The organism is Streptomyces sp. NPDC097981, assembly GCF_040302565.1.
GTDB lineage: Bacteria > Actinomycetota > Actinomycetes > Streptomycetales > Streptomycetaceae > Streptomyces.
Map to the genome: position 1 here is coordinate 35,281 of NZ_JBEORW010000015.1, position 25,241 is coordinate 60,521.

The window sequence follows — 25,241 nt, forward strand, 5'->3', positions numbered from 1 at the left end:
CTACGCCTCCTCTTCCTTCTTGTCCTTGCGGTTGAACTCGATCTCGACCCGCGCCTTGGCGATGTCGGTGAAAGCAATGCGGCGGGCGGTCGCCTTGCGGCCCTTCACGCCCGGGACCTCAAGGTCCATTCCCTCGTCGTCCACGTCGAGGATGCGGGCGATCAGTTCCCCGCCCTCCACCAGCTGGAACTTCACGAGGCGGTCGATCGCCCGTACGTAGTGACGGTGCTCGGTCAGCGGGCGGTCGGCGCCCGGCGAGCTCACTTCGAGGACGTACTCGTCCTCGCCCATCACATCGGATTCGTCGAGCTTGTCGGAGACCTCGCGACTCAGCTCGGCACACGCGTCCAGTTCCACGCCCTCGTCGGAGTCCACGATGATGCGCAGCATCCGGCGCCTGCCGGTTTTGGACATCTCGATGTCTTCGAGGTCCAGGCCCTTGGCGGCGACGAGCGGCTCCAGCAATCCGCGCAGCCTGTCGCTCTGGGTGGTGCTCATCCGGGTGACTCCTCGGCCGCGTGTGCTGTTGTGGTTTACGTCGCGTGTCAGGTCAAAGGGTATCCGGTCGCGGAGGGTGTTGCCGTCCGCCATGGAGACCAGGCCCCGGGTACGGTGATCACACCTGCCCCGCCACCACCTTCGAGGACGTCGCCGTGCCCTGGACCCTGCCTTCGCGGCCCTCTCGCAGGAGCCTGCTCGCCGGCGCCGCCGGTGCGGCCGGCGCAGCGCTGCTCACCGGGTGCTCCGACGGGGGCGGCTCGCCGGACACCGATGCCGGGATTTCACTCGAACGGCGGATGCGCGAGACGGCCGTTCGGGACAGCCGACGTCTGCTGGAACGTTACGACGCCACGTCCGCCGCCCATCCCGCCCTGGCAGCGCGCCTCGCGCCGCTGCGGTCCGCGGTGGCCGCGCACGAGACGGCGCTGGCCTCCGCGGACGCCGCGCCCGGCAAGCCCTCCGGCTCCCCCTCGTCCGCTCCGGCCGGCGCCCTCGCGGTGAGCGGCGAGCCCGTGCCGCCGAAGCCCGACGAGGCCCTGACCGCACTCGCGGACGCCGAGCGGAGCCTGTCCGAGGCCCGGACCATCGCCCTCGCCGGAGCGCCCGGGGAGCTGGCCCGGCTGCTGGCCTCGGTGGCCGCCTGCGGCGCCGTACACGCGTACCTGCTGACCTCGCCCCAGGGAGACAAGCCGTGAAGCCCGAACCCTCCCCCGCAAACCGCGCCCTGGAGGCGGCGCAGTCCGCGCTCGCCGCCGAGCACGCGGCCGCGTACGGCTACGGGGTCATCGGCGCCCGGGCCTCGTCCGCGCGGTCGGCCGAGGCCCGCGAGGCGTACGGCGGCCATCTCTCCCGCCGGGACGCGCTCGCCCGGACGGTGCGCGAGATGGGCGGTTCGCCCCGGCCCGCGGAGGCGGCGTACGCGCTGCCCTTCGAGGTGCGCACCCCGGCCGACGCCGAGCGGCTGGCCGCCGAGATCGAGGACCGGGTGGCGGGCGCGTACTCCGATCTGGTGCGGGCGGCGGAAGGCCGGCTGCGCCGCGAGGCGGCCGACGCGCTGAGCGCCGCAGCCGTGCGCGCGGCACGCTGGCGTGGTGTCGGCGTAGCCTTCCCTGGGCTCACGGAACGTGGAGAGCGAGCCCCGACCAGCTGAAAGGGATCACGCACGCATGGCTTTCGAACCGCCGCAGCGGCTTGTACGGGCGCTCGGCGAGACGCCGGATTCGGCGCAGAACGCGGACTGGCTGGGGCAGTTGCCCCGGCTCGCCGAGGCGGCGCTGGCCCGGCGTGAGGTGCAGGCGCAGCGGGTGCAGGCCCCGGGCGGCCGCAGCAGTCTGGTGCTCCTCGTCCACTACGCCGACGGGACCCCGGCCGCTCTGAAGCTGGCTCCCCCGCAGGCACGGCCCGACCGGGAGCTGGCGGCGCTGGCGCACTGGGGCGGTTTCGGGGCCGTACGGGTCCTCGACACCCGGCACCACGAGCAGGACGGGGCGCTGCTACTGGAGCGGCTCCACCCCGAGGTGTCGCTGCGGTCCCTTCCGGAGGCGAAGGCGCTGCTGGAGGCGTGCGGGACGCTGCGCAGGCTGTGGGTGGCCCCGCCGGCCGGGCACCCGTTCGAGACGGTGGCGGAGCGCACGGCGCAGCAGGCCGAGGTGCTGCGCAAGGCCCCGCCGGAGGCCGAGGCGCTGGCCTCCGCGGCTCTCGCGGCCCGCGAGGAGCTGACGGCCCAGCCCGGCGAGGAGCTGCTGCTGCACGGGAATTTCCGGCAGGGCAAGGTACTGGCGGGTGAGCGGGCGCCGTGGCTGGCGGTGGGCCCGGACCCGCTGGTCGGGGACCGCGCCTACGACCTGGCGCGGCTGGTCCGGGACCGGCTGGAGGACCAGGTCGCGTCCTCGGCGGGGGCGGCGGGCGCCCGGCGCCGGGTGCACAAGCTGGCCGACTCGCTGGAGGTGGACCGGGACCGGCTGCGGGGCTGGACGCTGTTCCGCGCGGTGGAATCCGGGAACCGGGCGCTGGCCGCCGGGCGGCGGCGGGACGCGGAGCTGCTGCTGGAGTTCGCGGCCTGGCTGTAGGGCATACCGTAGATACAGGTAGGTGCCCCGCAGGAGGCCGTCATGCTTCAGGAACTGCTGACAGCGGCGATCGCGGCGGGTGTGGGAGTCGCGGTGTACGCGGGCGTGGCCGCACGGGTGGTGCGGCAGTACGAGCGGGGCGTGGTGTTCCGCTTCGGCCGCCTGCGGGCGGGGATCCGCGGGCCGGGCTTCAACATGGTCCTCCCGTTCGTCGACCGCCTGCGCAAGGTGAACATGCAGATCGTGACGATGCCGGTGCCCGCGCAGGAGGGGATCACGCGGGACAACGTCACGGTGCGGGTGGACGCGGTCGTGTACTTCAAGGTCGTGGACCCGGCGAACGCGATCATCGAGGTGGAGGACTACCGCTTCGCGGTCTCGCAGATGGCGCAGACCTCGCTGCGTTCGATCATCGGCAAGTCGGACCTCGACGACCTGCTGTCCAACCGGGAGCAGCTGAACCAGGGGCTGGAGCTGATGATCGACAGCCCGGCGGTGGGGTGGGGCGTGCAGATCGACCGGGTCGAGATCAAGGACGTCTCGCTGCCGGAGACGATGAAGCGGTCGATGGCGCGGCAGGCGGAGGCTGACCGCGAGCGGCGGGCGCGGGTCATCAACGCGGATGCGGAGCTCCAGGCTTCGAAAAAGCTGGCCGAGGCGGCGGCGGTGATGTCGGAGCAGCCGGCGGCGCTGCAGCTGCGGCTGCTGCAGACGGTGGTGGCGGTGGCCGCGGAGAAGAACTCCACGCTGGTGCTGCCATTCCCGGTGGAGCTCCTGCGCTTCCTCGAACGCGCGGCGCCGAACCCCGCCTCCGACGGGGTCGCACCGCTGTATCCACGGAATCCGGCGCCGCCCGCGGCGGACGGGCCTGCGGGGCCCGCCCCGGCCGCGGACGCCGCGGACGGTTCCCCGGGGCGGGCTCCCGGCCGGGCCGTGAACGGCTCCCTGAGCCAGCCGCAGTGGCCCGCCCGGGACTCCGCCCCGCCCCCCGCGACCTCCGAAGAGCCGCCCGCCGGTTAGGCCGTGTCTTTCGGATCAGGCCTGGCATGACCCGACGGACACGGCCTGGGACCCGGCCTTCAGGACCGGCTCTGGGTGAGGCGGGTGAGGGCTTCCGTCAGGGGGAGTTCCTCGCGGGTGCCCGTGGTGCGGTGCTGGAGTTCGACCACCGCGTCGGCGGACCGGCGGCCCGCCACCAGGATCCACGGGACCCCGATCAGCTCCGCGTCCGTGAGCTTGACGCCCGGGGACAGGCCGGGCCGGTCGTCGAGCAGCACCCGCAGGCCGGCGGCGGCCAGCGCGGTGGCCGCCTCCTCCGCCAGGGCCAGCGGGACCGCCTTGCCCGCCGCCACCACGTGGACGTCCGCCGGGGCCACCTCCGCCGGCCAGGCCAGGCCCCGCTCGTCGGCGGTCTGTTCGGCCAGCGCGGCCACCGCCCGCGAGACGCCGATGCCGTACGAGCCCATGGTGACCCGCACCGGCTTGCCCTCCCGGCCGAGCACGTCCAGGCCGAACGCGTCCGCGTACTTGCGGCCCAGCTGGAAGATGTGCCCGATCTCGATCGCACGGTCGAGCCGGAGACCGGCGCCGCAGCGCGGGCAGGGGTCGCCGGGCTCGACGACGACCACGTCGAGGTACTGGTCCACCTCGAAGTCGCGTCCGCAGACCACGTTCCGGGCGTGCGTGTCCACGCGGTTGGCCCCCGTCACCCATGAAGTGCCGGGCGCGACGCGGGGGTCGGCGAGGTAGCGGACCTTGTCGAGGCCCTGCGGACCCACGTAGCCGCGCACCAGGTCGGGGCGGTCGACGAAGTCCTCGGCCGTCACCAACTCCACGACGGCCGGGGCCAGATGCTCCCCGAGCTTGCCGAGGTCCACCTCGCGGTCACCGGGTACGCCCACGGCCGTGATCTCACCGTCGACCTTCACCAGCAGGTTCTTCAGCGTTGCCGACGCGGGCACGCCCAGGTGCGCGGCGAGGGTCTCGATCGTCGGGGTGTCGGGGGTGTCCACCTCCTCGATCGCGGGGTGTTCGGCGTCCACCGGGGCCAACGCGAAGGTCACCGCCTCCGTGTTCGCCGCGTAGTCGCACGAGGGGCAGTCCACGAAGGTGTCCTCGCCCGCCGGCGCGGGCGCCAGGAACTCCTCCGAGGCGGACCCGCCCATCGCGCCCGACACCGCGGACACGATGCGGTGGTCCAGGCCGAGGCGCTCGAAGATCCGCTGGTAGGCGGCCCGGTGGAGGGCGTACGACTCCGCGAGGCCCTCGTCGCTCACGTCGAAGGAGTACGAGTCCTTCATCTGGAACTCGCGGCCCCGCAGCACCCCGGACCGCGGCCGGGCCTCGTCGCGGTACTTGGTCTGGATCTGGTACAGCATGACCGGCAGGTCCTTGTAGGACGTGCACTGGTCCTTCACCACCAGGGTGAAGATCTCCTCGTGGGTGGGGCCGAGCAGATAGTCCGCGCCCTTGCGGTCCTTGAGCCGGAAGAGCAGGTCCCCGTACTCCGACCAGCGCCCGCTGACCTCGTACGGCTCCTTCGGCAGCAGCGCCGGGAGCAGCACCTCCTGGGCCCCGATCGCGTCCATCTCCTCGCGGACGATGCGCGAGACGTTGTCGAGGACCTTCTTGCCGAGCGGCAGCCAGGTCCACACGCCCGCGGAGCTGCGGCGGACGTATCCGGCGCGGACGAGGAGCCGGTGGCTGAGGGTCTCCGCGTCGGCCGGGTCCTCGCGGAGGGTCTTGGCCATGAGGCGGGACATGCGCTGCACGTGTTGCGATGACATGACGGGAGGCTACCCGGGGCACCGGGCCCTCCGGAAACCCGTTTCAGGGCCGGTGCAGCGGCAGCGGGGCCCCCATCACGGCGTACGGCAGGCTCGCGCTCGGGAAGTGCACCTGGCGGGCCAGGTCCGTGTAGCCGAGGGCCCGGTAGAGCCCGCGGGCCGGGCTCTCGGTGTCGATGGCGGAGAGGATGGAGCGGGGCTCCTCGGCGGAGTCGGTGATCCGGGTGATGAGGGTGCGGCCGACGCCGTGGCCCTGGAAGCCGGGGTGGACGTGCAGCTCGGTGATCACGAAGGAGCCGTCGAGCCAGCCGTCGTGCCCCGCGGCCCGCAGATACGGCTCGACGACCGAGGACCACCAGTACGTCCGGTCGTTCGGCATGCCGTACACGAACCCGGCGAGCGCCCCGTCCTCGGTGAACGCGCCGAGTGCCCGGGCTCCGCGGCAGGTCATGTGGCGCTGCACGATGTAGCGCCGGATGCCGACCTCCTCCTCGCTGAGCCCGAAGGCCACGGCCTGCACGCGCAGGGCCTCGTCCACACGGTCGGCGAGGTCGAGGGGACCGATGCGGAGTCCGGCGGGCCGGGCGGGGTCGTGGCCCTCGGGGGTAGGCAGCATGCGGCCGACCTTACTGGGCGGTCCGGGCCCGCCGGTATGCCCTGGGGCCTCGTACCGGCCACCGGGTTCCGGAGCGGTTTCCGGAGGTCCTGGAGGAAATCCTGGAGGAGGTCCTAGAAGAGGACGCTCATGAAAGCACCAACCTCGCGGAAGCCCACCCGCCGGTATGCCGCCCGGGCCGCGGTGTTGAAGTCGTTGACGTAGAGGCTGACCACGGGCGCGACATCGCGCAGCGCGAAGTCGACGACGGCGGCCATGCCGGTCTCGGAGTGGCCGCGGCCGCGGAATTCGGGGGCGACCCACACGCCCTGGATCTGGCATGCCCTGGCGGTCGCTGCGCCGATCTCCGCCTTGAAGACGACCTTGCCGTCCTCGATGCGGGCGAACGAGCGGCCGGTGCCGACCAGCTCGGCGACCCGGGCCTGGTAGAGCAGCCCGCCGTCGCCGGCGAGCGGCGAGACACCGACCTCCTCGGTGAACATGGCCACGCAGGCGGGCATGATCAGGTCCATCTCGTCCTTGTGGATGCGGCGGACGAGCGGGTCGGGGCGCACCTCGGCGGAGGGCTGCTCGGTGACCATGAGCGGCTGATGGGAGCGGATGTCGCGGGCGGGTCCCCAGCTGGGCTCCAGGAGCTGCCACAGCAGCCGGGTGGCGTCGGCGGGACCGACGATGGAGGAGCAGCGGCGGCCGGTGCGGCGGGCCCGGTCGGCGAAGGCGCGGACGGCGTCGGGGTCGGCGCAGACGGGGACCAGGTTGGCGCCCGCGTAGCAGAGGGAGCGCAGCCGCCCGCCGGTGTAGTAGCCCCACATCTCGCCGCCCAGGCGCCAGGGGTCGAGTCCGGCGACCTGGACCCGGGAGGTGACGAAGGCGTTCTCGACCGGCTCGCGTCCGAGGACTTCGAGGGCGGCGTCGAGATCACTGGGCTCAAGGACCCGGGTGGTGGTCTGCGTCAACACTGGGGCCTCACCATACAAGTCTGCTGATCTCCGAACTGTACCCGCCGTCACCCTCGGATGCCTGGTCCCACGGGTCACGAAAGAGCCCCGGCCCCGCCCGCGAGCTGCGGGAACGGGGCCGGGGCCGATGCGTGCGGGACGCCGGGGCGCCCGGGTGCTCAGACGCCGATGGCGACGGTGGGCTCGCCGGACATCACGCCGTCCTTCTCCATCTGCTCGGCGATCTTCATCGCCTCTTCGATGAGGGTCTCCACGATCTTCGACTCGGGGACGGTCTTGATGACCTCGCCCTTCACGAAGATCTGGCCCTTGCCGTTGCCGGAGGCGACGCCGAGGTCGGCCTCGCGGGCCTCGCCGGGTCCGTTGACGACGCAGCCCATGACCGCGACGCGCAACGGGACCTCCATGCCCGTGAGGCCCGCCGTGACCTCTTCGGCCAGCTTGTAGACGTCCACCTGGGCGCGACCGCAGGACGGGCAGGAGACGATCTCCAGGCGGCGCGGCTTGAGGTTCAGCGACTCCAGGATCTGGAGGCCGACCTTGACCTCCTCGACCGGCGGGGCCGAGAGGGAGACGCGGATGGTGTCGCCGATGCCCTCGGAGAGCAGCGCGCCGAAGGCGACGGCGGACTTGATGGTGCCCTGGAAGGCGGGTCCGGCCTCGGTGACGCCGAGGTGCAGCGGGTACGTGCACTGGGCGGCGAGCTGGCGGTAGGCGTTGACCATGACGACCGGGTCGTTGTGCTTGACCGAGATCTTGATGTCGCTGAAGCCGTGCTCCTCGAAGAGGGAGGCCTCCCACAGCGCGGACTCGACGAGCGCCTCGGGGGTGGCCTTGCCGTACTTCTTGAGCAGCCGGGCGTCGAGGGAGCCGGCGTTGACGCCGATGCGGATCGGGGTGCCCGCGTCGCCCGCGGCCTTCGCGATCTCCTTGACCTTGTCGTCGAACTGCTTGATGTTGCCCGGGTTCACGCGGACGGCGGCGCAGCCGGCGTCGATCGCGGCGAACACGTACTTGGGCTGGAAGTGGATGTCGGCGATGACCGGGATCTGCGACTTCTTCGCGATGACGGCGAGGGCGTCGGCGTCGTCCTGGGTCGGGCAGGCCACACGGACGATCTCGCAGCCGGAGGCGGTCAGCTCGGCGATCTGCTGGAGCGTGGCGCCGATGTCGGAGGTACGGGTGGTGGTCATCGACTGCACCGACACGGGCGCGTCGCCACCGACGGCCACGGAACCGACCTGGATCTTGCGGCTGACCCTGCGGTCGGCAAGCTTCGTCGGCACGGCCGGCATTCCGAGAGAGATGGCAGTCATCTGCTGTGCAACCCCAAAATGTGGATCAAGGTCCCGAGATCGGCGGGCTCCAGCCTTCGAGGTTACGGCAACCAGGGCGCAGCCCACGCATCAGAGGGGCGGGAACACCCGAGCGTAGGGAGCCGGGCACGAAGCGTGCCCGGCTCCGGTGCGCCTTCCGCGGATGCGGACGCGCTAGGTGATCTTGATCGGGTTCACCACGTCGGCCACGAGCACGAGCAGCGTGAAGCAGACGAACACGCCGGCCACCACGTACGCGGCGGGCATCAGCTTCGCCACGTCGAACGGGCCGGGGTCGGGGCGCCGGAAGACCCGGGCCACGTTGCGCCGGACCGACTCCCACAGGGCGCCCGCGATGTGCCCGCCGTCGAGGGGCAGCAGCGGGAGCATGTTGAACAGGAACAGCGAGAGGTTGAAGAATCCGACGAGCTGGAGGTAGAACACCAGGCGCTGCTCGGCCGGGATGTCCAGGGTGGCGATCTCACCGCTGATCCGGGCCGCGCCGACGATGCCCATCGGGGAGTCGGGCTCGCGCTCGGCTCCGCTGAAGGCCGCGTTCCACAGCGCCGGGATCTTGGCGGGCAGCTTGAGCAGCCCCTCGACGCTGTTGTCGACGACCTCGCCCATGTGGTCCACGGACTGGCCGAAGGACAGCGGGGCGATCTCGCTCTTCGGGCTGAAGCCGAGCCAGCCGGCGGTCACGTACCGGCCCTTGACGTAGCCGCCGTGGCCGTCCGTCTTGGCGACCTTGTTCTCGATCAGGTTGACCGGGAGGGACTGCTGCTTCCCGTCCCGGACGACCGTGACGGTGGCGGGGCCGACGGTGTCGCGGATCTGCTTCTGGAGGGCGGCCCAGTCGGCCACCTTGCGGCCGTTGAACGCCACGATCCGGTCACCCGCCAGCAGGCCGGCGGCCTTGGCCGGGGCGACCGGGTCGCCGGCCTTGCAGACCTCGCGATTCTCGCTCTGCTGGATGACGCACGGCGAGACGCTCGCGACCTGCGTGGTCGTCTGGCTGATCCCGAAGCTCATCCAGACGCCGAAGAAGACCGCCAGTGCCAGCACCAGGTTCATGAACGGGCCCGCGAACATCACGATCACGCGTTTCCAGGGCCTGCGCGTGTAGAACAGCCGCGTCTCGTCGCCGGGCTGGAGCTCCTCGTACGCCGCCGAGCGCGCGTCCTCGATCATCGATCGGAACGGCGAGGTCGAACGGGCGGTCACCTTGCCGTCCTCGCCGGGCGGGAACATCCCGATCATGCGGATGTAGCCGCCCATCGGGATGGCCTTGATGCCGTACTCGGTCTCGCCCTTGTGCCGCGACCAGATGGTCGGGCCGAAGCCGACCATGTACTGGGGCACCCGGATGCCGAAGAGCTTGGCCGTGGAGAGGTGGCCGAGCTCGTGCCAGGCGATGGAGACGAGCAGCCCGAATACGAAGATGAGTATTCCGACCACCGTCATGAGTGCTGTCATGCGTGCGCCTCCACCGCGGCCCGGGCCGCCATCTCCTGTGCCCGGGCCCTGGCCCAGGTCTCCGCTTCGAGGACGTCCGCGACGGTGAGGGAAGTTCCCGCGTCCGGCGTCCCGTGCTCATCGACCACGGCAGAGACCGTATCCATGATTGCTGTGAACGGCAGCCGACCGGCCAGGAAGGCCGCCACGCACTCCTCGTTCGCCGCATTGAACACGGCGGGGGCGGTGGAGCCCAGGGTGCCCACGTGCCGGGCCAGTCCCACCGACGGGAAGGCCTCGGTGTCCAGCGGGAAGAACTCCCAGGTGGACGCCTTGCTCCAGTCGAAGGCGGGGGCCGCGTCCGGGACGCGCTCGGGCCAGCCGAGGCCGATCGCGATGGGTCCGCGCATGTCCGGCGGGGTGGCCTGGGCGAGCGTGGAGCCGTCGGAGAACTCCACCATCGAGTGGACGTACGACTGCGGATGGACCACGACCTCGATGCGGTCGAAGGGGATGTCGTAGAGCAGGTGCGCCTCGATGACCTCCAGCCCCTTGTTGACCAGCGTCGCCGAATTGATGGTGATCACCGGGCCCATGGCCCAGGTGGGGTGCGCGAGGGCGTCCTCGACGGTGACGTGGGCCAGCTCGGCGCGGGTGCGGCCGCGGAAGGGCCCGCCGGAGGCGGTGACCACGAGCTTGCGCACATCGGCCCGGGTGCCGGCGGCGAGGGCCTGGAAGAGGGCTGCGTGCTCGGAGTCGACCGGGATGATCTGGCCTGGCTTCGCGAGGGCCTTGACCAGCGGGCCGCCGACGATCAGCGACTCCTTGTTGGCCAGGGCCAGGGTCCGGCCCGCCCGCAGCGCGGCGAGGGTGGGCGCGAGGCCGATGGAACCAGTGATGCCGTTGAGGACGGTGTGGCACTCGGAGGCGGCGAGCTCGGTCGCCGCGTCGGGTCCGGCCAGGATCTCGGGCAGCGGCTCGGAGACGCCGTACTGGGCGTTCAGTGCCTCCTTCAGGGCCGGTACGGCGTCCTCGCGGGCGACGGCCACGGTGTTCACCCGCAGCTGCCGGGCCTGCTCGGCCAGCAGCTCCACGCGCCCGCCGGCGGCGGACAGCGCGGTCACCCGGAACCGGTCCGGGTTGCGCAGGGCGAGGTCTATGGCCTGGGTCCCGATGGACCCGGTGGACCCGAGGATGACGATGTCCCGCCGGCCGGCCGCGGGGTCGAAGAGGAGGTGCGGATCGGCGAGGGGGGCTGGGCGGTCGCTCATGCCCCCATTGTTGCCGCAACTCAGGCGCGGTTGGACACGGAGTCCCCTTGTACGACACCGGCGAGCAGTTCGGGCAGCGTCCCGGCGAAGTCGGGGAGCGCGGTGGCGGCGCGCCACCAGGCGTCGGCGTCGGCGGCGAGGGCCGCGTCGAAGAGCCGGTCCGCCTCGGCCCGGGCGGCCAGCACCGCCTGGTGCCGGTCGTGGCGGTCGGGGTGGTCCACCTCCCCCAGCCAGTGGCCCTCGTCCAGGGCCCAGGCCGCGGGGGCCTTGTGCCGGATCACGTCGGGGCCGGCCAGGATGCCGCGGTCGAGGCAGGCGCGGACCCAGCGGATGTCCTCGCGCAGATCGCCCATGGCGTTGGGCACTCCGAGGCTCGCGAGGGCCAGCTCTCGGTTCACGCTCTCGGCCGGCTCCCACGCGGATCCGGGTGCGAGCAGGTCCACGGCCCGGCCAAGGCCCGGTATCCCGGATTCCGGCTGCGGCGGCGGTGCGGCACCGGCAGCCACCGCGGCCGCCAGCTCGGGCAGGGTACCGGTGAATCCTGGGGCGTACCGTTTCAGCTCGGCCCACAGCCGGGGGTCGTCGCCGAGCGCCGGGCGCAGCACCCGCAGCAGGGCGGAGCGCATCCCGGCCCACTCGGCCAGGTTCCAGCCGAGGCTGCCGGCGGCGTGGGCCTGCCCGAGGAGCAGGGTCCGGTGGGCCGGGGCGACGGCCGCCGCGAGCTCGTCGAAGGTCAGGGAGCCGGTCCGGACCGCGCGGACCGCCGGACGGTGCCACTGCGAGCCGTACGAGGCCTGCGCGCGGGTGTCGAGCAGCGCGAGCCGGGCCCGCCGTTCCAGCCCGGCGACCAGCAGCAGGGCCTCCACGGAGCCGGGCGGCAGCGGGGCGCGGGCGTGCTCGCGCAGCAGGGCCTCGGGGTCGAGCTCGTACGGGAGGGCCAGCACGTCGAGCGGGATCCGCGGCCGGCGGCTGCCGTGCCGGCGCAGCAGCCCGACGAGTTCCGCGCCGGTCAGCGCGGGGCCGAGGCGGCCGAGCGGCCGGCCGAGCTCGGCGCCCAGGGTGGCGAGCAGCTCCGGCGAGGGGCCGGGGCGGGCCGCGTACCGCGCGGGGCCGGGCAGGCCGGGCAGGGGGCGGCCGAGTACGTGCGGGCTGCGGGCGATGGTGCGGCGGTCCTCGTCGGTGCCCGCTCTCAGCAGCAGGGTGACGGCGGAGGCCGGGAGGTACTCGTCCCGGCACAGGAACCGGCGGGTGGGCGCGTCGAGCCGCCCGAGGAGGTCGGAGGCGACGGCGTCCGGTGCGTGGCGCAGCAGGAGCGCCACGCACCAGGCGAGCCGTCGTCTCTCCCTGTCCGCGTTCACATGCATCCGATTCCCCGTCGCCGGTCCCGTACGCCTGTCGGGCGCCCGGCGATGATCGCAGGTCAGCGAATGGGTCGGTGCACGTTTTCCCGGGTCGACGGGCCGAGGGCGGCGTCCGCGATCCAGGGGCCGTCTCCGGAGGGGTCGAGCACGCCCTCTTCGAGCCAGGTGTAGGTGCCGGAGAGCACCCCGGCGACGACCTTGCGGTCGAGGTCGTCGGTGTTGGACCAGAGCCGGCCGAAGAGCTCTTCGACGCGGATCCTGGACTGCTGGCAGAAGGCGTCGGCCAGCTGGTAGGCCTCGCGGCCGTGGTCCCCGGAGGCACGCAGGTGCTCGGCGCGCACGCAGGCCGCGCTCATCGCGAAGAGCTCGGCGCCGATGTCGACGACCCGGCCGAGGAAGCCCTGCTTGGTCTCCATCCGGCCCTGCCAGCGGGACATGGCGTAGAAGGTGGACCGGGCGAGTTTGCGGGCGCTGCGCTCGACGTAGCGCAGGTGGACGGAGAGGTCGGGGTGGCCGCCCGGGTGGAACGCGCGGTACGTGCCGGGGACCTGGCCGGGGCCGGTGGCGAGCTTGGGCAGCCAGCGGGCGTAGAACCCGGCCGCGCGGGCTCCGGCCCTGGCCTTGTCGCCGAGCGCCTTCTCGGGGTCGATGAGGTCGCCGGCGACCGACAGGTGGGCGTCGACGGCCTCGCGGGCGATCAGCAGGTGCATGATCTCGGTGGAGCCCTCGAAGATCCGGTTGATGCGCAGGTCGCGCAGCATCTGCTCGGCGGGGACGGCGCGCTCGCCGCGGGCTGCCAGCGATTCGGCGGTCTCGAAGCCCCGCCCGCCCCGGATCTGGACGAGCTCGTCGGCCATCAGGCAGGCCATCTCGCTGCCGTAGAGCTTGGCGAGCGCGGCCTCGATGCGGATGTCGTTGCGGTCCTCGTCGGCCATCTGGGAGGCCAGGTCGACGACCGCTTCGAGCGCGAAGGTGGTGGCGGCGATGAAGGAGATCTTGGCGCCGACGGCTTCGTGGCGGGCGACCGGGCGGCCCCACTGCTCGCGGACGCCGGACCATTCGCGGGCGATCTTCAGGCACCATTTCCCGGCGCCGACGCACATGGCGGGCAGGGACAGCCGGCCGGTGTTCAGCGTGGTCAGCGCGATCTTGAGCCCGGCGCCCTCGGCACCGATGCGCTGGCCTGCCGCGACCCGTACCCCGTGGAAGCGCGTGACGCCGTTCTCCAGGCCGCGCAGGCCCATGAACGCGTTGCGGTGCTCGACGGTGATCCCGGGTGAATCGGCCTCGACGACGAAGGCGGTGATCCCGCCCCGGTGGTTCTCCGACTTCGGGACCCGGGCCATCACCACCAGCAGGTCCGCGACGACCCCGTTGGTGGTCCAGAGCTTCACGCCGTCGAGGATGTACGCGTCCTCGCCGTCGGGGACGGCGGTGGTGGCCAGCCGCGCCGGGTCGGAGCCGACGTCCGGCTCCGTGAGCAGGAAGGCGCTGATGGCGGTGGTCGCGCAGCGCGGCAGGTACGTTTCCTTCTGCTCCTGCGTGCCGAACATCTTCAGCGGCTGCGGGACGCCGATCGACTGGTGCGCCGAGAGCAGGGCCCCGATGGCGGGGCTGACCGAGCCGACGAGGGCCAGCGCCTTGTTGTAGTACACCTGGGTGAGGCCGAGGCCCCCGTACTTGGGGTCGATCTTCATGCCGAGGGCACCGAGCTCCTTGAGCCCGCGCACGGTCTCGTCGGGGATCCTCGCCTCGCGCTCGATGCGCGCCCCGTCGATCTCGGTCTCACAGAACGCCCGCAGCCGGGCCAGGAAGGCCTCGCCGCGGCGGACGTCCTCGTCCGCGGGCATCGGGTGCGGGTGGATCAGGTCTAGCCGGAAGTGCCCCAGGAAGAGTTCCTTGGCGAAGCTGGGCTTGCGCCAGTCCTGTTCCCGGGCCGCTTCCGCTACCTGCCGTGCCTCGCGCTCGGTCACCTTGGGCTGTGTTGCGGACATGAGCGGGCTCACCTCGCCGCCGGAGTCGGTGGTACCGGCCTACTGGCCGGTGCTACCTGTGAGTCGTACCCTCTCCGGCCCGCCGGGAAAAGCCGGGGCGGTCCAAGTGAGGGAAATCCAGCCCGCCGGCACGGCTACACCCAGGCGAGTGAGCCGAAGGGGCGCGCCTGGAGCCGGCATGAGCACCCCGGAGGCGAACCGAGCCCCGGAGAAAAGGGGGACGGCCGGAGCCCCCGCACAGTAGGCTCCGGCCGTCGGCTTTGCGGCCGTACGAGAATCAGATGTCGAGGCCGGTCAGGACCAGGACCCGCTCGTACGTGTAGTCGTCCATCGCGTAGCGGACACCCTCGCGGCCCACACCGGACTGCTTGACGCCGCCGTAGGGCATCTGGTCGGCGCGGTAGGACGGCGCGTCGCCGACGATCACACCGCCGACCTCAAGCTCGCGGTGGGCGCGGAACGCGGTCTGGATGTTCCGGGTGAAGACGCCGGTCTGCAGGCCGAACTTCGAGTCGTTGACGGCCGCGAAGGCCTCGTCGGTGTTCTCGACCTTCGTCAGCGTCAGCACCGGCCCGAAGACCTCCTCGACGGCGAGGGTGGTGTCGGCGGGCAGGTCAGCGATGACGGTCGGCTCGTACGAGGCGCCCTGGCGCTTGCCGCCGGTGAGCAGCTTGGCACCCGCGGAGAGGGCCTCGTCGACCCAGGACTCGACCCGCTTGGCGGCGTCCTCGGAGACGAGGGGGCCGACGTCGGTGGCGGAGTCGGACGGGTCGCCGGTGACCTGGGCCTGGACCTGCGCGACGACCTTCTCGACGAGGCGGTCGTACACGGAGGCCTCGGCGATCACGCGCTGCACGGAGATGCAGGACTGGCCGGCCTGGTAGTTCGAGAAGGTCGCGATACGGGTCGCGGCCCAGTCGAGGTCGGCCTCGGAGGACCAGTCGTCCAGGACCACGGCGGCGGCGTTGCCGCCGAGCTCCAGGGTGCAGTGCTTGTGGGGCACCGACTGCTGGATGGCGTAGCCGACCTTGTCGGAGCCGGTGAAGGAGATGACGGGCAGGCGCTCGTCCTGCACCAGGGCCGGCATCTTGTCGTTGGCGACCGGGAGGACCGACCAGGAACCGGCCGGGAGGTCGGTCTCGGCGAGCAGCTCGCCCAGGATCAGGCCCGAGAGCGGGGTGGCCGGGGCCGGCTTCAGGATGATCGGCGCGCCGACCGCGATGGCGGGGGCCACCTTGTGGGCGCACAGGTTCAGCGGGAAGTTGAACGGCGCGATGCCGAGGACCGGGCCCTTGACGAAGCGGCGGGTCAGGGCGAGACGGCCGACGCCACCGGCGTCGGTGTCGAGGCGCTGGGCCTCTCCGCCGTTGAAGCGGCGGGCCTCTTCGGCGGCGAAACGGAACACGGACACCGCACGGCCGACCTCACCGCGGGCCCACTTGATGGGCTTGCCGTTCTCGGCGGAGATCAGCTGGGCGATCTCCTCGGTGCGCTCGACGAGCCTCTTGGACACGTGGTCCAGGGCGGCGGCACGGACGTGGGCGGGAGTCGCGGAGAACTCGGCCGTCACGGCGTACGCCGCGGCCACGGCCTCTTCGACCTGGGCGTCGGTGGGCACGCTGACGGTGCCGACCAGCCGGTTGTCCCACGGGGAGTGGACGTCGAAGCTGTCCTCGCCGGTGGCCTGGCGGCCGGCGAGCCAGAAGGCGTGGGTGGAAGTCATGCGAATCCCGGCCCTTCGGATGTGTGCGGGTCCTTGTCCCCTCCACCGTAGGACTCCGTCCGGGTTTCGTTGTTTAGCCGGGGTGGAGTACGCGGGGCTCCCCCCGCGCCGCTTTGTCACTGTCGCGGCCCGCCACCGCGGCTACGCCGCAGGCGGGCTGGCCTTCAGGGCGAGCCACAGCTCCATGCGCACGTCCGGGTCGTCCAGGGAGCGGCCCAGGATCTCCTCCACCCGCCGCATCCGGTACCGCAGCGTGTGCCGGTGCACCCCGAGGTCGGCCGCCGCCGCGTCCCACTGCCCGTGCCGCGAGAGCCACGCGTGCAGCGAGGCCACCAGGTCGCCGCGCCCCTTCTCGTCGTGCTCGCGCAGTGCCCGCAGGGTGCCGTCCGCGAAGGCCCGTACCGCCTCGTCCCCCAGCAGCGGGAGGACCGAGCCCGCCGCCAGGTCCTCGTGCTCCACCAGCGGCCGCCCCCGCCGACGGGCCACGGCCAGAGCCTGGTCGGCCTGCTTGAGCGCCGCCGCCACCCCTGAGGGCACCGCCGGTGCGGACAGGCCGACCACCAGCTCGTCCGGTTCCGGACCCGCCGCCTCCCGTCCGCGCCGCGACTCCAGTGCCTCCGCGTGGTCCGCGCAGGCCTGCACCGCCGAGCCCCCGTCGGCCGCCAGCACCACCAGCCGCCCGGGCTCCGGGACCACCAGCAGCGCCTCCCCCGCACGGGCGGCGGCCGACTCCACCGCGTCGGCCAGCAGTGCCATGCCCTCCGGCTGCGCGGTCCCCGGCAGTGCGGGCTCCGCCACGATCAGCCGGAACGGCGCCTCCAGCAGCGCCCCGTACAGGTCCCCGGCCACCGCCCGGGCGTGCTCGTCCTCCCCGTCCAGCAGCATCCGCAGCACCGCCGCCCCCAGCCGGGACTCGGCGTCGTGCAACGACCTCGACCGCTCGGTGGTCAAGGTCAGCAGCGCCACCGCCGAGTGCACGGCGTACCGCTCGGCCGTGCCCAGCGGAGCAGCGGTGCCGACGGCGAGCGCGCCGCGGGCCCGCCGGCCGGTCCCCAGCGACTGGAGCTCGACCCGGTCCTCCGAGCCGCCCACGACCGCGCTCGCGGGCGCCGGCCGCTCGCGCAGCCGCTCTACGTCGGGGGTCAGCCGGGCGGCCCGCCGCGCGGCCCATTCGGGTGCGGCCGCGACCACCGCGCCCGAGGTGTCGTACAGGGCGGCCCAGCCGTGCACGTGCGCCGCCAGCTTCGCCAGCAGCTCCGCGGGGCCGTCGGCGGACAGCGCGGCCCGCGTCAACTCCCGCTGCGCCTCGAAACCGGCAGTCACCGCGCGGTACTGGTCCGCGGCGAGCGCTGCGGAGACGGCCTTGCTGATCGCGAGGAACGGGGTCTTGCGCGGCACCTCCAGCAGCGGCAGGTCCTCGGCCCGTGCGGCCTCGACCAGCGCCTGCGGGACCGCCTCGTAATTCACGCCGACGGCGAAGCCGATGCCGACGACCCCGGCCGCGGCGAGGCGGCGTACGTACCGGCGCATCTCCTGCGGATCCTCCGCGTCCAGCTTCATCGCGGTGATCAGGAGAAGCTCCCCGCCCTCCATATAGGGGACGGGGTCGGCGAGCTCGCTGACGTGGGCCCAGCGCACGGGGGTGTCGAGGCGGCCCTCCCCCGCCCGGACGCTGAGCTTGAGCGCCGAGTGCTGGACGAGTGAGGCGAGGGTGAGCGGCATCGGGTACCAGGGGCCTTAGAAGAAGGAGGGGCGCGGCGGCGAATTTCGCCTTGTCGTATGAACGACTCCCCTCGATTCTGCCACCCCGTACGGGTCGGCTCAGCCCGCCGCGGCCAGCCGGACCAGCAGCGGAGCCGCCCGCTCCCCCTTGACGGAAGTGAGCGAGAGCACGGCGTGCCCGGGCGGCACGGTGTTGGCGAGGGCCGAGGCCGACCAGCGCTCGCGCTCCACCTGCCGCACGGTGACCGCGTCGGTCGTCACCGCCTTTCCGGTGATCAGCTTGCGGAAGGCGTGGATGGCGCGGGTCAGCGGCTGGTCGGCGAAGACGGTCCGGTGGGTGACGTCGCGCGTCTCCACCCACTCGGTGCCCCAGGCCTCCGCGAACCGCTTGCCGTCCCAGGTGGTGACCCCGGAGAAGGCCATCCGGCAGCCGACCGCCCCGAGCAGCGGGGTGCGCAGCGCCTCCGGTACGTCGTCCAGCGTGCGCAGCGTCAGCAGCACGCCCGCGTTCGCCGGCCGCAGCCGCTGCAGACCCCGCACGGTCTGCGGGGTCATTGTGTGCGAGGCGTCGTCGAAGGCGAGGAACGCGAACAGGGACCGGTCGCCGCGGGCCGCGGCGGCAGCGGTGAACTGCACGAGCAGCAGCCGGGCCAGGATCCTGGAGGCGTCTGCGTGCCCGCGCTCGGGCAGGTCGATGCGGACGCGCAGCGGGTGCTCCAGGGCGTGCTGCGAAAGGGAGAAGGGCCTCCCCTGTCCGGTGGTGCCGCCGTCTGCGACGTTGAAGAAGCCGGCGAACGCGGGCCGGTCGAGCAGGGCCACCCGGTCGGCGAGGGCCGGTCCCGGGTCGCCGTGGGCGCCGTACTGCCGTTCCCGGGCGTCGAGTTCGCGGATCATCACGTACTGCCCGGCGTCCTCAAGCGCGGTGCGCAGCCCGCCGAGGGTCTCGGGCACCCGGTCGAGCAGTTCGCGCAGTTCGGGCACGGCGGGAAAGTGGCCGTACGCCGCCCGGAAGGGGCCGAGCAGCTGGGCGAGGGCCGTCGCGGCCCGGCGGACCTCCATGCCCGGGATGTCGCCGACGAAGGCTTCGGCGAGCAGGGTGGCCGCTTCGTCGGCGTCGGTGGCGCCGCCGTAGAGGTCGAGGTCGTAGACGGACTCGGGGTCGCCGACGCGGACCACGACGTCGTACGCGGCGTCCGGCCCGAGCTGGGCGCCGGCCGAGGCGACGGCGATGACGGCGGCCTGTCCGGCGAGCGCCTGGAGGGCGAGCGATTCGACGACGGGCCGCACCAGCTGCCGCGTCTTGCCCGCGCCGGAGGGGCCGACGGCGAGCAGCGAGGTGCCCAGCACGCCGGGGTCGAGGGCGAGCCGGGTGCCGCGCCTGCCGTACGGGTTGCGCGCGCCGTCGTCGACCGTCCCGAGCAGCACCTGCCGGGCCAGCAGATCGTGCCGCGCGGCCCGGACGGGCAGGTCCCGGGCCCCGGAGGGGTGGACGCATGCGCCCGCGCCCTTGTCACGCACGACATCGGCAAAGGCCGCGGCCCGCGAGGGTTCGGCCCGTACGGACTCCCAGGCGCGCCGGATCCGCGTGCAGTCCACGTCGTTCATCCGCCCGGACGCGGCCTCGGCCCCGAGCCGGTCGGCGGTCTCCCCGAGCCCGGCCCCGCGGACCTGCGGCCACGTGGCGGGGTCGTCGGGGCCGCCCTCCTCGGGGCGGGCCGGCACGGCGGCCTGCACGGCCTGCACGGCGCGGCTGCGGAGCATCCGGCGGGCCAGCTCGGGCCAGCGGCCCAGTCGTCCGAAGCCGATGACCAGGGTGGCGATGACCAGGCCGTACCAGATGTACGAGGCCACCACGGAGGGCAGTTTCCCGGCCCAGGAGTCCGGCGTGAACATGTAGAGGGGCCAGAGCCAGAAGCCGCCCAGGTAGCCGTTCCACAGCAGGGACCACAGCAGCAGCCCTGCCAGCAGGGCGATCAGCGCACCGCTTACCAGCTGCCGGGTCGGGGTCCGCTCGGGCTCCTCGGCGGCGCGCGGTACGTGGCCGTACGTCCACACCCCGGGCCCGTCGGAGCTCCGCGGGGTGCGCAGCCAGTCGGCGAGGGACGGGCCGGTCCCGGCGGGGGCGTGGGCGGGCTTCGGCGGGAGTGCGGGCGGCGGGCCGGCCGGCCGCGGGACGTGCCCGGCGCGCGGCGGCCGCTTCTCGTCCGTGCCGTACGTGCCGTCGGTGTCCATGAAACCCCTGCCCCCTGCCCGTTCCTGCGCTGCGTCGCTCAATGTAGTTGCCCGGAGGCGGCCGTGGGCCCGTACCGGGCCGTACCTCCTCTGCGTCCACAAGACATGCGGCTTGTCCTTCCTATGGCCGTCACGGACAAGGACACGCAGGGATCACTCCCGAACGGAGCATGCCGTACCCCCTCCCCCGGGCCTAGCCTGCGGACAAAGACACAAGTGCGTCCGAAAACACCCCCCAGGAGCCCTCTATGACCGCTGTCCCGCAGGAGCGCCGCATCGTCACCGCGATCCCCGGCCCCAAGTCGCAGGAGCTGCAGGCCCGCCGCCTCGAGACGGTGGCCGGCGGCGTGGGCTCCGTGCTCCCCGTCTTCACGGCCCGTGCGGGCGGCGGCATCATCGAGGACGTCGACGGCAACCGCCTGATCGACTTCGGTTCCGGCATCGCGGTGACCTCCGTCGGCGCCTCCGCCGAGGCCGTCGTGCGCCGCGCCTCCGCGCAGCTCGCGGACTTCACCCACACCTGCTTCATGGTCACGCCGTACGAGGGCTACGTCGAGGTCTGCGAGGCCCTCGCCGAGCTGACCCCCGGTGACCACGCGAAGAAGTCGGCGCTGTTCAACTCGGGCGCCGAGGCCGTCGAGAACGCCGTCAAGATCGCCCGTGCGTACACCAAGCGCCAGGCCGTCGTCGTCTTCGACCACGGCTACCACGGCCGTACGAACCTCACGATGGCGCTGACCTCGAAGAACATGCCGTACAAGAACGGCTTCGGCCCGTTCGCCCCCGAGGTCTACCGCGTTCCGGTCGCCTACGGCTACCGCTGGCCCACCGGTGCCGAGAACTGCGGCCCCGAGGCCGCCGCCCAGGCGATCGACCAGATCACCAAGCAGATCGGCGCCGACAACGTCGCCGCGATCATCATCGAGCCGGTCCTCGGCGAGGGCGGCTTCATCGAGCCGGCCAAGGGCTTCCTGCCGGAGATCGTGAAGTTCGCCAACGAGAACGGCATCGTCTTCGTCGCCGACGAGATCCAGTCCGGCTTCTGCCGCACCGGCCAGTGGTTCGCGTGCGAGGACGAGGGCATCGTCCCGGACCTGATCACCACCGCCAAGGGCATCGCAGGCGGTCTCCCGCTCGCCGCCGTGACCGGCCGCGCCGAGATCATGGACGCCGCTCACGCGGGCGGTCTGGGCGGTACCTACGGCGGCAACCCGGTGGCCTGCGCCGGTGCGCTGGGCTCCATCGAGACCATGAAGGAGCTCGACCTCAACGCCGCGGCGAAGAAGATCGAGTCCGTCATGAAGTCCCGCCTGACGGCCATGCAGGAGAAGTACGACATCATCGGCGACATCCGCGGCCGCGGCGCCATGATCGCGATCGAGCTCGTCAAGGACCCGGTGTCCAAGACCCCGTTCCCGGAGGCGGCCGGCGCGCTCGCCAAGGCCTGTCACGCCGAGGGCCTGCTCGTCCTGACCTGTGGCACCTACGGCAACGTCCTGCGCTTCCTCCCGCCGATCGTCATCGGCGAGGACCTGCTGAACGAGGGCCTGGACCTCATCGAGGCTGCTTTCGCGGCCATCGGCACGGACGCCTGAGCGAGCGTCCGAACGCAGGGTCCACCCGGTACCGCCGGTAACGGGCGGACGCTGTGAAGAAGATGTGGGGGGCCGATGGCAGGAGCGCGTTCCTGCTGTCGGTCCCCTTTCCACTGCCGTACGGTTTCTGCAGATGAGTGAGACACCGCGCTCCCGGGAAACCGAGGGCGACACCAGTACCGGGCTTCCCCAGCGCCGCACTGGGCCTGCGTTCGCGCACACTCCTCACCGATCGGACAGCCGTTCGCCCCAAACCCCCCGGGGCGCTCGGCAACCCGATCCGGGCGGCCGTCCCGGAACCATCCCCCCTGTTCCGGGACGGCCGGCCATCCTCCTCCTTCTCTCCCTGCCGGGGCTCGCCCTGACGACCTGGCAGGTCCTGGTCTCGGGTCCGCTGCTCGCGCCGGACGAGCACCTCAGCCGCGCCCTGGTCCGCACGGTCCCCGACGCCGTCACCGAGCGCCTGTCCGACCTCGGCAACGCCTCGGTTGCCGTGCCCGTCCTGGTGATGGCGATGGCGTACGCCGCGCGGCGCTCCCGCGCCTGGGTCCCCGCCCTGACCGCGGGCCTGGCGATGGCCCTGGTCCCGGCCGTGGTCGTGCCGTTGAAGGAGTGGACCGCCCGCCCGGGCCCCCTGGAGCCCTGGGCCGCGGGCTACTTCCCCTCGGGGCACACGGCGACCGCGGCCGTCGCCTACATAGGCGCGGCCCTGCTGATCCGCCCGTACGCCCGCCGCGGCCGGCCGCTGGCCGTCGCCCTCGCCCTGACCGGCGCCACGGCCGCGGGGCTGATCCTGCGCGGCTGGCACTGGCCCCTGGACGTTCTGGCCAGCGGCTTCCTGTGCACGCCCCTGCTGCTGGCCGTCGAATGGTCCGTACGCCGCACTGTCAGACCGTCCGCCTAGCCTGAGCCGGTCCCGAGGCTTGTGCTGCACGGGACCTGACCTCTACGGAAGGCGGCGGCGCGCGATGGGTGCCAGCGACTGGGACTACGTGACGGACTACGAGGGCAGCGTCGAGGAATCGCTGACCGCCCTTCAGGCACGGGTGTTCGTCGAGGAGTTCGGGGAGATCGGCGACTACCCGGACCTGGCCGCGCTGTGGACCGACCACGAGTTCATGGGCACGCAGGGCACGCATACGATCCTCGACGTCGTGCGGGTCGTCCCTGGCCCGGACGAGGTGGACGGCGCCGTCCGGCCCCTCGCGGCCGACCGCCTGCTCCACCACTTCGGCACGGACCGGCCGACCGTCGCCCAGTACGAGGAGGCGCTCGCTCGGGCGGGGCGGGCGATGAACCACCAGGAGTACGCGGAAAGCCTGTCGGCCGAGGCCGACCTGCGGTGGAGCGGGCTGTACGTCCTGTTGTACACCGGCGACGAGCCCACCCACGTCGGCTTCCACGGCTCCTCCGGCGACTAGCACGACCGGCCGGAGGCGGGAAGGCCGTGACTCCGGCTGGGGGCACGGCCGGGGACCTGCGCACAACTGCCGCCGGAACATGGGGGATGGAGCCAGGCCGCCGGTGAGGCGGCAGCGGCGCCCAACACGGTCCGGACCAAAACCCTTGTCAGGGTTTCCGGCCCTCCTGCCCCGCCACCCGGGCCGCGGCCTCGTGCATCGCGAGCTCCAGCAGCACCGGATCGGTGAGCGTCCCGCGGCCGTCCGGGACCACCGCCCAGTACGCCCCGCCCGTGTCCCGGCCGGGGTACGGGACCACGATCCAGGTCCCGCGCCCGGCCCCCCGTACACCGGTGCCGAGCCAGCGGGACGCCGTACCCGGGGGCACGAAGAAGCCCAGCCGCGAATCGCCGAAGTCGGCGAGCACCGGGCCGGGCCGGTCGAGGAGGCAGGTCAGGACGTCGAGGGCGGCCTGCCCCAGTTCGCCGGGCAGGATCAGCACGTCCCAGAGCCGGCCGGCGGGCAGCAGGACGACCCCGAGGGGGTTGCGCTCCCACTCCCACCGGCAGGCGTCGGGATCCGGCGCCACCGACACCAGCCATTCCACCGCGGTCTTGAAATCCGAGCCCTGCATCGCCCGGCCTCCGTTCTCTGTGGTGAGGGGTCCTCACCGGGAGAGAGCGGGGCCGGGCCCTGCGATGACGCGGGTTTCACCAACCCGTGGTGGTGAAGCGGCTCACGCCGTGAGCCGCGGTGCGCGCCCGGGGCGTGCACCGGATGCCGGCCGACGCACCGGCCGGCATCCTGCCAGTGGAACGCAGGTCAGCTGTCGAAGCCCAGGCCGAGCTTGTCGAGGGCCTTCAGCCACAGGTTGCGGCGGCCGCCGCGGGCGTCCGCCCGGGCCAGGGACCACTTGGTGAGGGTGATCCCCGTCCAGGCGAAGGGCTCCGGCGGGAACGGCATCGGCCTGGACTTCACCATCTCCAGCTCGGTCCGCTCGGTGCGGGCCCCGTCCAGCAGGTCCAGCATCACGTCGGCGCCGAAGCGGGTGGCGCCGACCCCGAGCCCGGTGTAGCCGGCCGCGTAGGCGACCCTGCCGCCGTGCGCGGTGCCGAAGAAGGCGGAGAAGCGCGAGCAGGTGTCGATGGCCCCGCCCCAGGCGTGGCTGAACTTGATGCCCTCCAGCTGGGGGAACGCGGTGAAGAAGTGCTGCGCGAGCTTCAGGTACGTCTCGGGGCGGTGGTCGTACTCGGAGTCGAGCTTGCCGCGGTAGGGGTAAATGGCGTCGTAGCCGCCCCACAGGATGCGGTTCTCCGGGGTGATGCGGAAGTAGTGGAACTGGTTGGCGCTGTCGCCCAGGCCCTGGCGGCCCTGCCAGCCGATCGCCTTCAGCTGGTCGGCGGTCAGCGGCTCGGTCATCAGCGCGTAGTCGTAGACCGGCACCGTGAACGGGCGGATCCGCTTGACCAGGGACGGGAAGATGTTCGTGCCGAGCGCCACCCGCCGGGCGAAAATCCGCCCGTACGGGGTGCGCACGGCCATCCCGGCGCCCGAGGAGGCCAGCGACAGCCCGCGGGTGTTCTCGTAGATCCGCACGCCCAGCGAGAGGCAGGCCTCCTTCAGGCCCCAGGCGAGCTTGGCGGGGTTCAGCATGGCGACGCCGTCGGTGTCCCACAGGCCGGCGAGGAACGTCGGCGAGTCGACCTCGGCGCGCAGCTCTTCGCGGTCCAGCCAGCGCGATCCGCCCGCGAGGCCCAGCTTCTGGGCCTCCTCGTACAGTTCGCGCAGCTCCTCGACCTGGTGCGGCTCGGTGGCCACGTCGATCTCGCCGGTGCGCTCGAAGTCGCAGTCGATGCCGTGGCGGGCGATCGCCGCCTCGATCTCGTCGAGGTTGCGGGCGCCCAGCTCCTCCAGCTTGGCGAGCTCGCCCGGCCAGCGGGCCATGCCGTTGGCGAGGCCGTGCGTGAGGGAGGCCGCGCAGAAGCCGCCGTTGCGGCCGGAGGCGGCCCAGCCCGCCTCCTTCGACTCGATCAGCACGACGTCCCGGGCGGGATCGCGCTCCTTGGCTATCAGCGCGGTCCACAGTCCGCTGTACCCGCCGCCGATGACGAGCAGGTCGCAGGCCTCGTCGGAGGTCAGCGCCGGCTGCGCGGCGGGCTTGCCGGGGTCGTCCAGCCAGTACGAGACCGGCAGTGCTTCGGAAAGGGATCGAGCAACACTTCGCATGGCGACTGGGGCCAT

General features: G+C 72.7%; 21 protein-coding genes. 7 read left to right on the forward strand and 14 right to left on the reverse strand.

The features are described from left to right. Positions 1-498 (reverse strand): ribosome maturation factor RimP, encoded by a 498-nt coding sequence (gene rimP / locus ABTY04_RS16795; protein WP_352214096.1) that lies wholly within the window; start codon positions 496-498, stop codon positions 1-3. Between the two features lie 155 nt (positions 499-653). On the opposite strand from rimP, the gene ABTY04_RS16800 reads away from it, so the two are divergent. The 4 genes from ABTY04_RS16800 to ABTY04_RS16815 are packed head-to-tail and all read left to right on the forward strand — an operon-like array spanning position 654 to position 3,590. After that, positions 654-1,196, forward strand: coding sequence for a hypothetical protein (locus ABTY04_RS16800; RefSeq protein WP_352214097.1), 543 nt, complete (start codon positions 654-656; stop codon positions 1,194-1,196). Then, positions 1,193-1,651 carry a ferritin-like domain-containing protein gene (locus ABTY04_RS16805; RefSeq protein WP_352214098.1) on the forward strand — a complete coding sequence of 153 codons (459 nt, stop codon included), beginning with the start codon at positions 1,193-1,195 and terminating at the stop codon, positions 1,649-1,651. The genes ABTY04_RS16800 and ABTY04_RS16805 overlap by 4 nt, the downstream gene beginning before the upstream one ends. 16 nt (positions 1,652-1,667) lie before the next feature. Then, positions 1,668-2,570 carry an aminoglycoside phosphotransferase family protein gene (locus ABTY04_RS16810; RefSeq protein ID WP_352214099.1) on the forward strand — a complete coding sequence of 301 codons (903 nt, stop codon included), beginning with the start codon at positions 1,668-1,670 and terminating at the stop codon, positions 2,568-2,570. A gap of 42 nt (positions 2,571-2,612) precedes the next feature. Then, positions 2,613-3,590: a slipin family protein gene (locus ABTY04_RS16815; protein WP_352214100.1), complete on the forward strand. Its 978-nt coding sequence runs from the start codon at positions 2,613-2,615 to the stop codon at positions 3,588-3,590. A 59-nt stretch (positions 3,591-3,649) separates the two neighbouring features. Here ABTY04_RS16815 and ABTY04_RS16820 read toward each other — a convergent pair whose 3' ends face one another. The 11 genes from ABTY04_RS16820 to ABTY04_RS16870 all read right to left on the reverse strand — a co-directional run bounded on the left by ABTY04_RS16820 (position 3,650) and on the right by ABTY04_RS16870 (position 20,005). After that, a complete protein-coding gene (locus tag ABTY04_RS16820; RefSeq protein WP_352214101.1) occupies positions 3,650-5,356 on the reverse strand; it encodes a proline--tRNA ligase in 1,707 nt (568 codons plus the stop codon). A gap of 43 nt (positions 5,357-5,399) precedes the next feature. Continuing rightward, a complete protein-coding gene (locus ABTY04_RS16825) occupies positions 5,400-5,972 on the reverse strand; it encodes a GNAT family N-acetyltransferase (RefSeq protein WP_352214102.1) in 573 nt (190 codons plus the stop codon). 113 nt (positions 5,973-6,085) lie between these two features. Further along, complete coding sequence (locus ABTY04_RS16830; protein WP_352214103.1) at positions 6,086-6,931, reverse strand: GNAT family N-acetyltransferase; 846 nt, start codon at positions 6,929-6,931, stop codon at positions 6,086-6,088. A gap of 158 nt (positions 6,932-7,089) precedes the next feature. Next, on the reverse strand, positions 7,090-8,247 hold the full coding sequence (gene ispG / locus ABTY04_RS16835) for a flavodoxin-dependent (E)-4-hydroxy-3-methylbut-2-enyl-diphosphate synthase (RefSeq protein WP_352214104.1): 1,158 nt from the start codon (positions 8,245-8,247) through the stop codon (positions 7,090-7,092). 174 nt (positions 8,248-8,421) lie between these two features. Continuing rightward, positions 8,422-9,723 (reverse strand): M50 family metallopeptidase, encoded by a 1,302-nt coding sequence (locus tag ABTY04_RS16840; RefSeq protein ID WP_352214105.1) that lies wholly within the window; start codon positions 9,721-9,723, stop codon positions 8,422-8,424. Beyond that, a complete protein-coding gene (dxr, locus tag ABTY04_RS16845) occupies positions 9,720-10,973 on the reverse strand; it encodes a 1-deoxy-D-xylulose-5-phosphate reductoisomerase (RefSeq protein ID WP_352214106.1) in 1,254 nt (417 codons plus the stop codon). Before dxr ends, ABTY04_RS16840 begins: the two co-directional genes overlap by 4 nt. A 20-nt stretch (positions 10,974-10,993) precedes the next feature. After that, positions 10,994-12,331, reverse strand: coding sequence for a hypothetical protein (locus tag ABTY04_RS16850; protein ID WP_352214107.1), 1,338 nt, complete (start codon positions 12,329-12,331; stop codon positions 10,994-10,996). Positions 12,332-12,393: 62 nt separating this feature from the next. Then, the gene (locus tag ABTY04_RS16855; RefSeq protein ID WP_352214108.1) at positions 12,394-14,328 is read right to left on the reverse strand and encodes an acyl-CoA dehydrogenase family protein; all 1,935 of its coding nucleotides are present in this window, start codon (positions 14,326-14,328) and stop codon (positions 12,394-12,396) included. 277 nt (positions 14,329-14,605) lie between these two features. Continuing rightward, the gene (locus tag ABTY04_RS16860; protein WP_352214109.1) at positions 14,606-16,051 is read right to left on the reverse strand and encodes an aldehyde dehydrogenase family protein; all 1,446 of its coding nucleotides are present in this window, start codon (positions 16,049-16,051) and stop codon (positions 14,606-14,608) included. Positions 16,052-16,192: 141 nt separating this feature from the next. After that, positions 16,193-17,773, reverse strand: a complete 1,581-nt coding sequence (locus ABTY04_RS16865; RefSeq protein ID WP_352214110.1) for a PucR family transcriptional regulator — start codon at positions 17,771-17,773, stop codon at positions 16,193-16,195. 99 nt (positions 17,774-17,872) lie between these two features. After that, positions 17,873-20,005: an ATP-binding protein gene (locus ABTY04_RS16870; protein ID WP_352214111.1), complete on the reverse strand. Its 2,133-nt coding sequence runs from the start codon at positions 20,003-20,005 to the stop codon at positions 17,873-17,875. Positions 20,006-20,253: 248 nt separating this feature from the next. Here ABTY04_RS16870 and gabT point away from each other — a divergent pair, with 248 nt between their 5' ends. From gabT to ABTY04_RS16885, 3 genes are all read left to right on the forward strand, one after another. Then, positions 20,254-21,600: a 4-aminobutyrate--2-oxoglutarate transaminase gene (gabT, locus tag ABTY04_RS16875; RefSeq protein WP_352214112.1), complete on the forward strand. Its 1,347-nt coding sequence runs from the start codon at positions 20,254-20,256 to the stop codon at positions 21,598-21,600. Between the two features lie 133 nt (positions 21,601-21,733). Continuing rightward, entirely contained in the window at positions 21,734-22,504 is a 771-nt protein-coding gene (locus ABTY04_RS16880) for a phosphatase PAP2 family protein (protein ID WP_352214113.1), read from the forward strand. 64 nt (positions 22,505-22,568) lie between these two features. Continuing rightward, the gene (locus ABTY04_RS16885) at positions 22,569-23,021 is read left to right on the forward strand and encodes a hypothetical protein (RefSeq protein WP_352214114.1); all 453 of its coding nucleotides are present in this window, start codon (positions 22,569-22,571) and stop codon (positions 23,019-23,021) included. A gap of 148 nt (positions 23,022-23,169) precedes the next feature. Here ABTY04_RS16885 and ABTY04_RS16890 read toward each other — a convergent pair whose 3' ends face one another. Both ABTY04_RS16890 and ABTY04_RS16895 read right to left on the reverse strand, forming a co-directional pair. Then, the gene (locus tag ABTY04_RS16890) at positions 23,170-23,634 is read right to left on the reverse strand and encodes a hypothetical protein (protein ID WP_352214115.1); all 465 of its coding nucleotides are present in this window, start codon (positions 23,632-23,634) and stop codon (positions 23,170-23,172) included. 188 nt (positions 23,635-23,822) lie between these two features. Further along, positions 23,823-25,241, reverse strand: coding sequence for an NAD(P)/FAD-dependent oxidoreductase (locus tag ABTY04_RS16895; RefSeq protein WP_352214116.1), 1,419 nt, complete (start codon positions 25,239-25,241; stop codon positions 23,823-23,825).

What these genes read in the sequence shown, in the direction of transcription:
- rimP (WP_352214096.1), bottom strand. Translation starts at nt 498, where the DNA reads ATGAGCACCACCCAGAGCGACAGGCTGCGCGGATTGCTGGAGCCGCTC.
- ABTY04_RS16810 (WP_352214099.1), top strand. Translation starts at nt 1,668, where the DNA reads ATGGCTTTCGAACCGCCGCAGCGGCTTGTACGGGCGCTCGGCGAGACG.
- ABTY04_RS16815 (WP_352214100.1), top strand. Translation starts at nt 2,613, where the DNA reads ATGCTTCAGGAACTGCTGACAGCGGCGATCGCGGCGGGTGTGGGAGTC.
- ABTY04_RS16820 (WP_352214101.1), bottom strand. Translation starts at nt 5,356, where the DNA reads ATGTCATCGCAACACGTGCAGCGCATGTCCCGCCTCATGGCCAAGACC.
- ABTY04_RS16825 (WP_352214102.1), bottom strand. Translation starts at nt 5,972, where the DNA reads ATGCTGCCTACCCCCGAGGGCCACGACCCCGCCCGGCCCGCCGGACTC.
- ispG (WP_352214104.1), bottom strand. Translation starts at nt 8,247, where the DNA reads ATGACTGCCATCTCTCTCGGAATGCCGGCCGTGCCGACGAAGCTTGCC.
- ABTY04_RS16840 (WP_352214105.1), bottom strand. Translation starts at nt 9,723, where the DNA reads ATGACAGCACTCATGACGGTGGTCGGAATACTCATCTTCGTATTCGGG.
- dxr (WP_352214106.1), bottom strand. Translation starts at nt 10,973, where the DNA reads ATGAGCGACCGCCCAGCCCCCCTCGCCGATCCGCACCTCCTCTTCGAC.
- ABTY04_RS16855 (WP_352214108.1), bottom strand. Translation starts at nt 14,328, where the DNA reads ATGTCCGCAACACAGCCCAAGGTGACCGAGCGCGAGGCACGGCAGGTA.
- ABTY04_RS16860 (WP_352214109.1), bottom strand. Translation starts at nt 16,051, where the DNA reads ATGACTTCCACCCACGCCTTCTGGCTCGCCGGCCGCCAGGCCACCGGC.
- ABTY04_RS16865 (WP_352214110.1), bottom strand. Translation starts at nt 17,773, where the DNA reads ATGCCGCTCACCCTCGCCTCACTCGTCCAGCACTCGGCGCTCAAGCTC.
- ABTY04_RS16870 (WP_352214111.1), bottom strand. Translation starts at nt 20,005, where the DNA reads ATGGACACCGACGGCACGTACGGCACGGACGAGAAGCGGCCGCCGCGC.
- gabT (WP_352214112.1), top strand. Translation starts at nt 20,254, where the DNA reads ATGACCGCTGTCCCGCAGGAGCGCCGCATCGTCACCGCGATCCCCGGC.
- ABTY04_RS16880 (WP_352214113.1), top strand. Translation starts at nt 21,734, where the DNA reads ATGAGTGAGACACCGCGCTCCCGGGAAACCGAGGGCGACACCAGTACC.
- ABTY04_RS16885 (WP_352214114.1), top strand. Translation starts at nt 22,569, where the DNA reads ATGGGTGCCAGCGACTGGGACTACGTGACGGACTACGAGGGCAGCGTC.
- ABTY04_RS16890 (WP_352214115.1), bottom strand. Translation starts at nt 23,634, where the DNA reads ATGCAGGGCTCGGATTTCAAGACCGCGGTGGAATGGCTGGTGTCGGTG.
- ABTY04_RS16895 (WP_352214116.1), bottom strand. Translation starts at nt 25,241, where the DNA reads ATGGCCCCAGTCGCCATGCGAAGTGTTGCTCGATCCCTTTCCGAAGCA.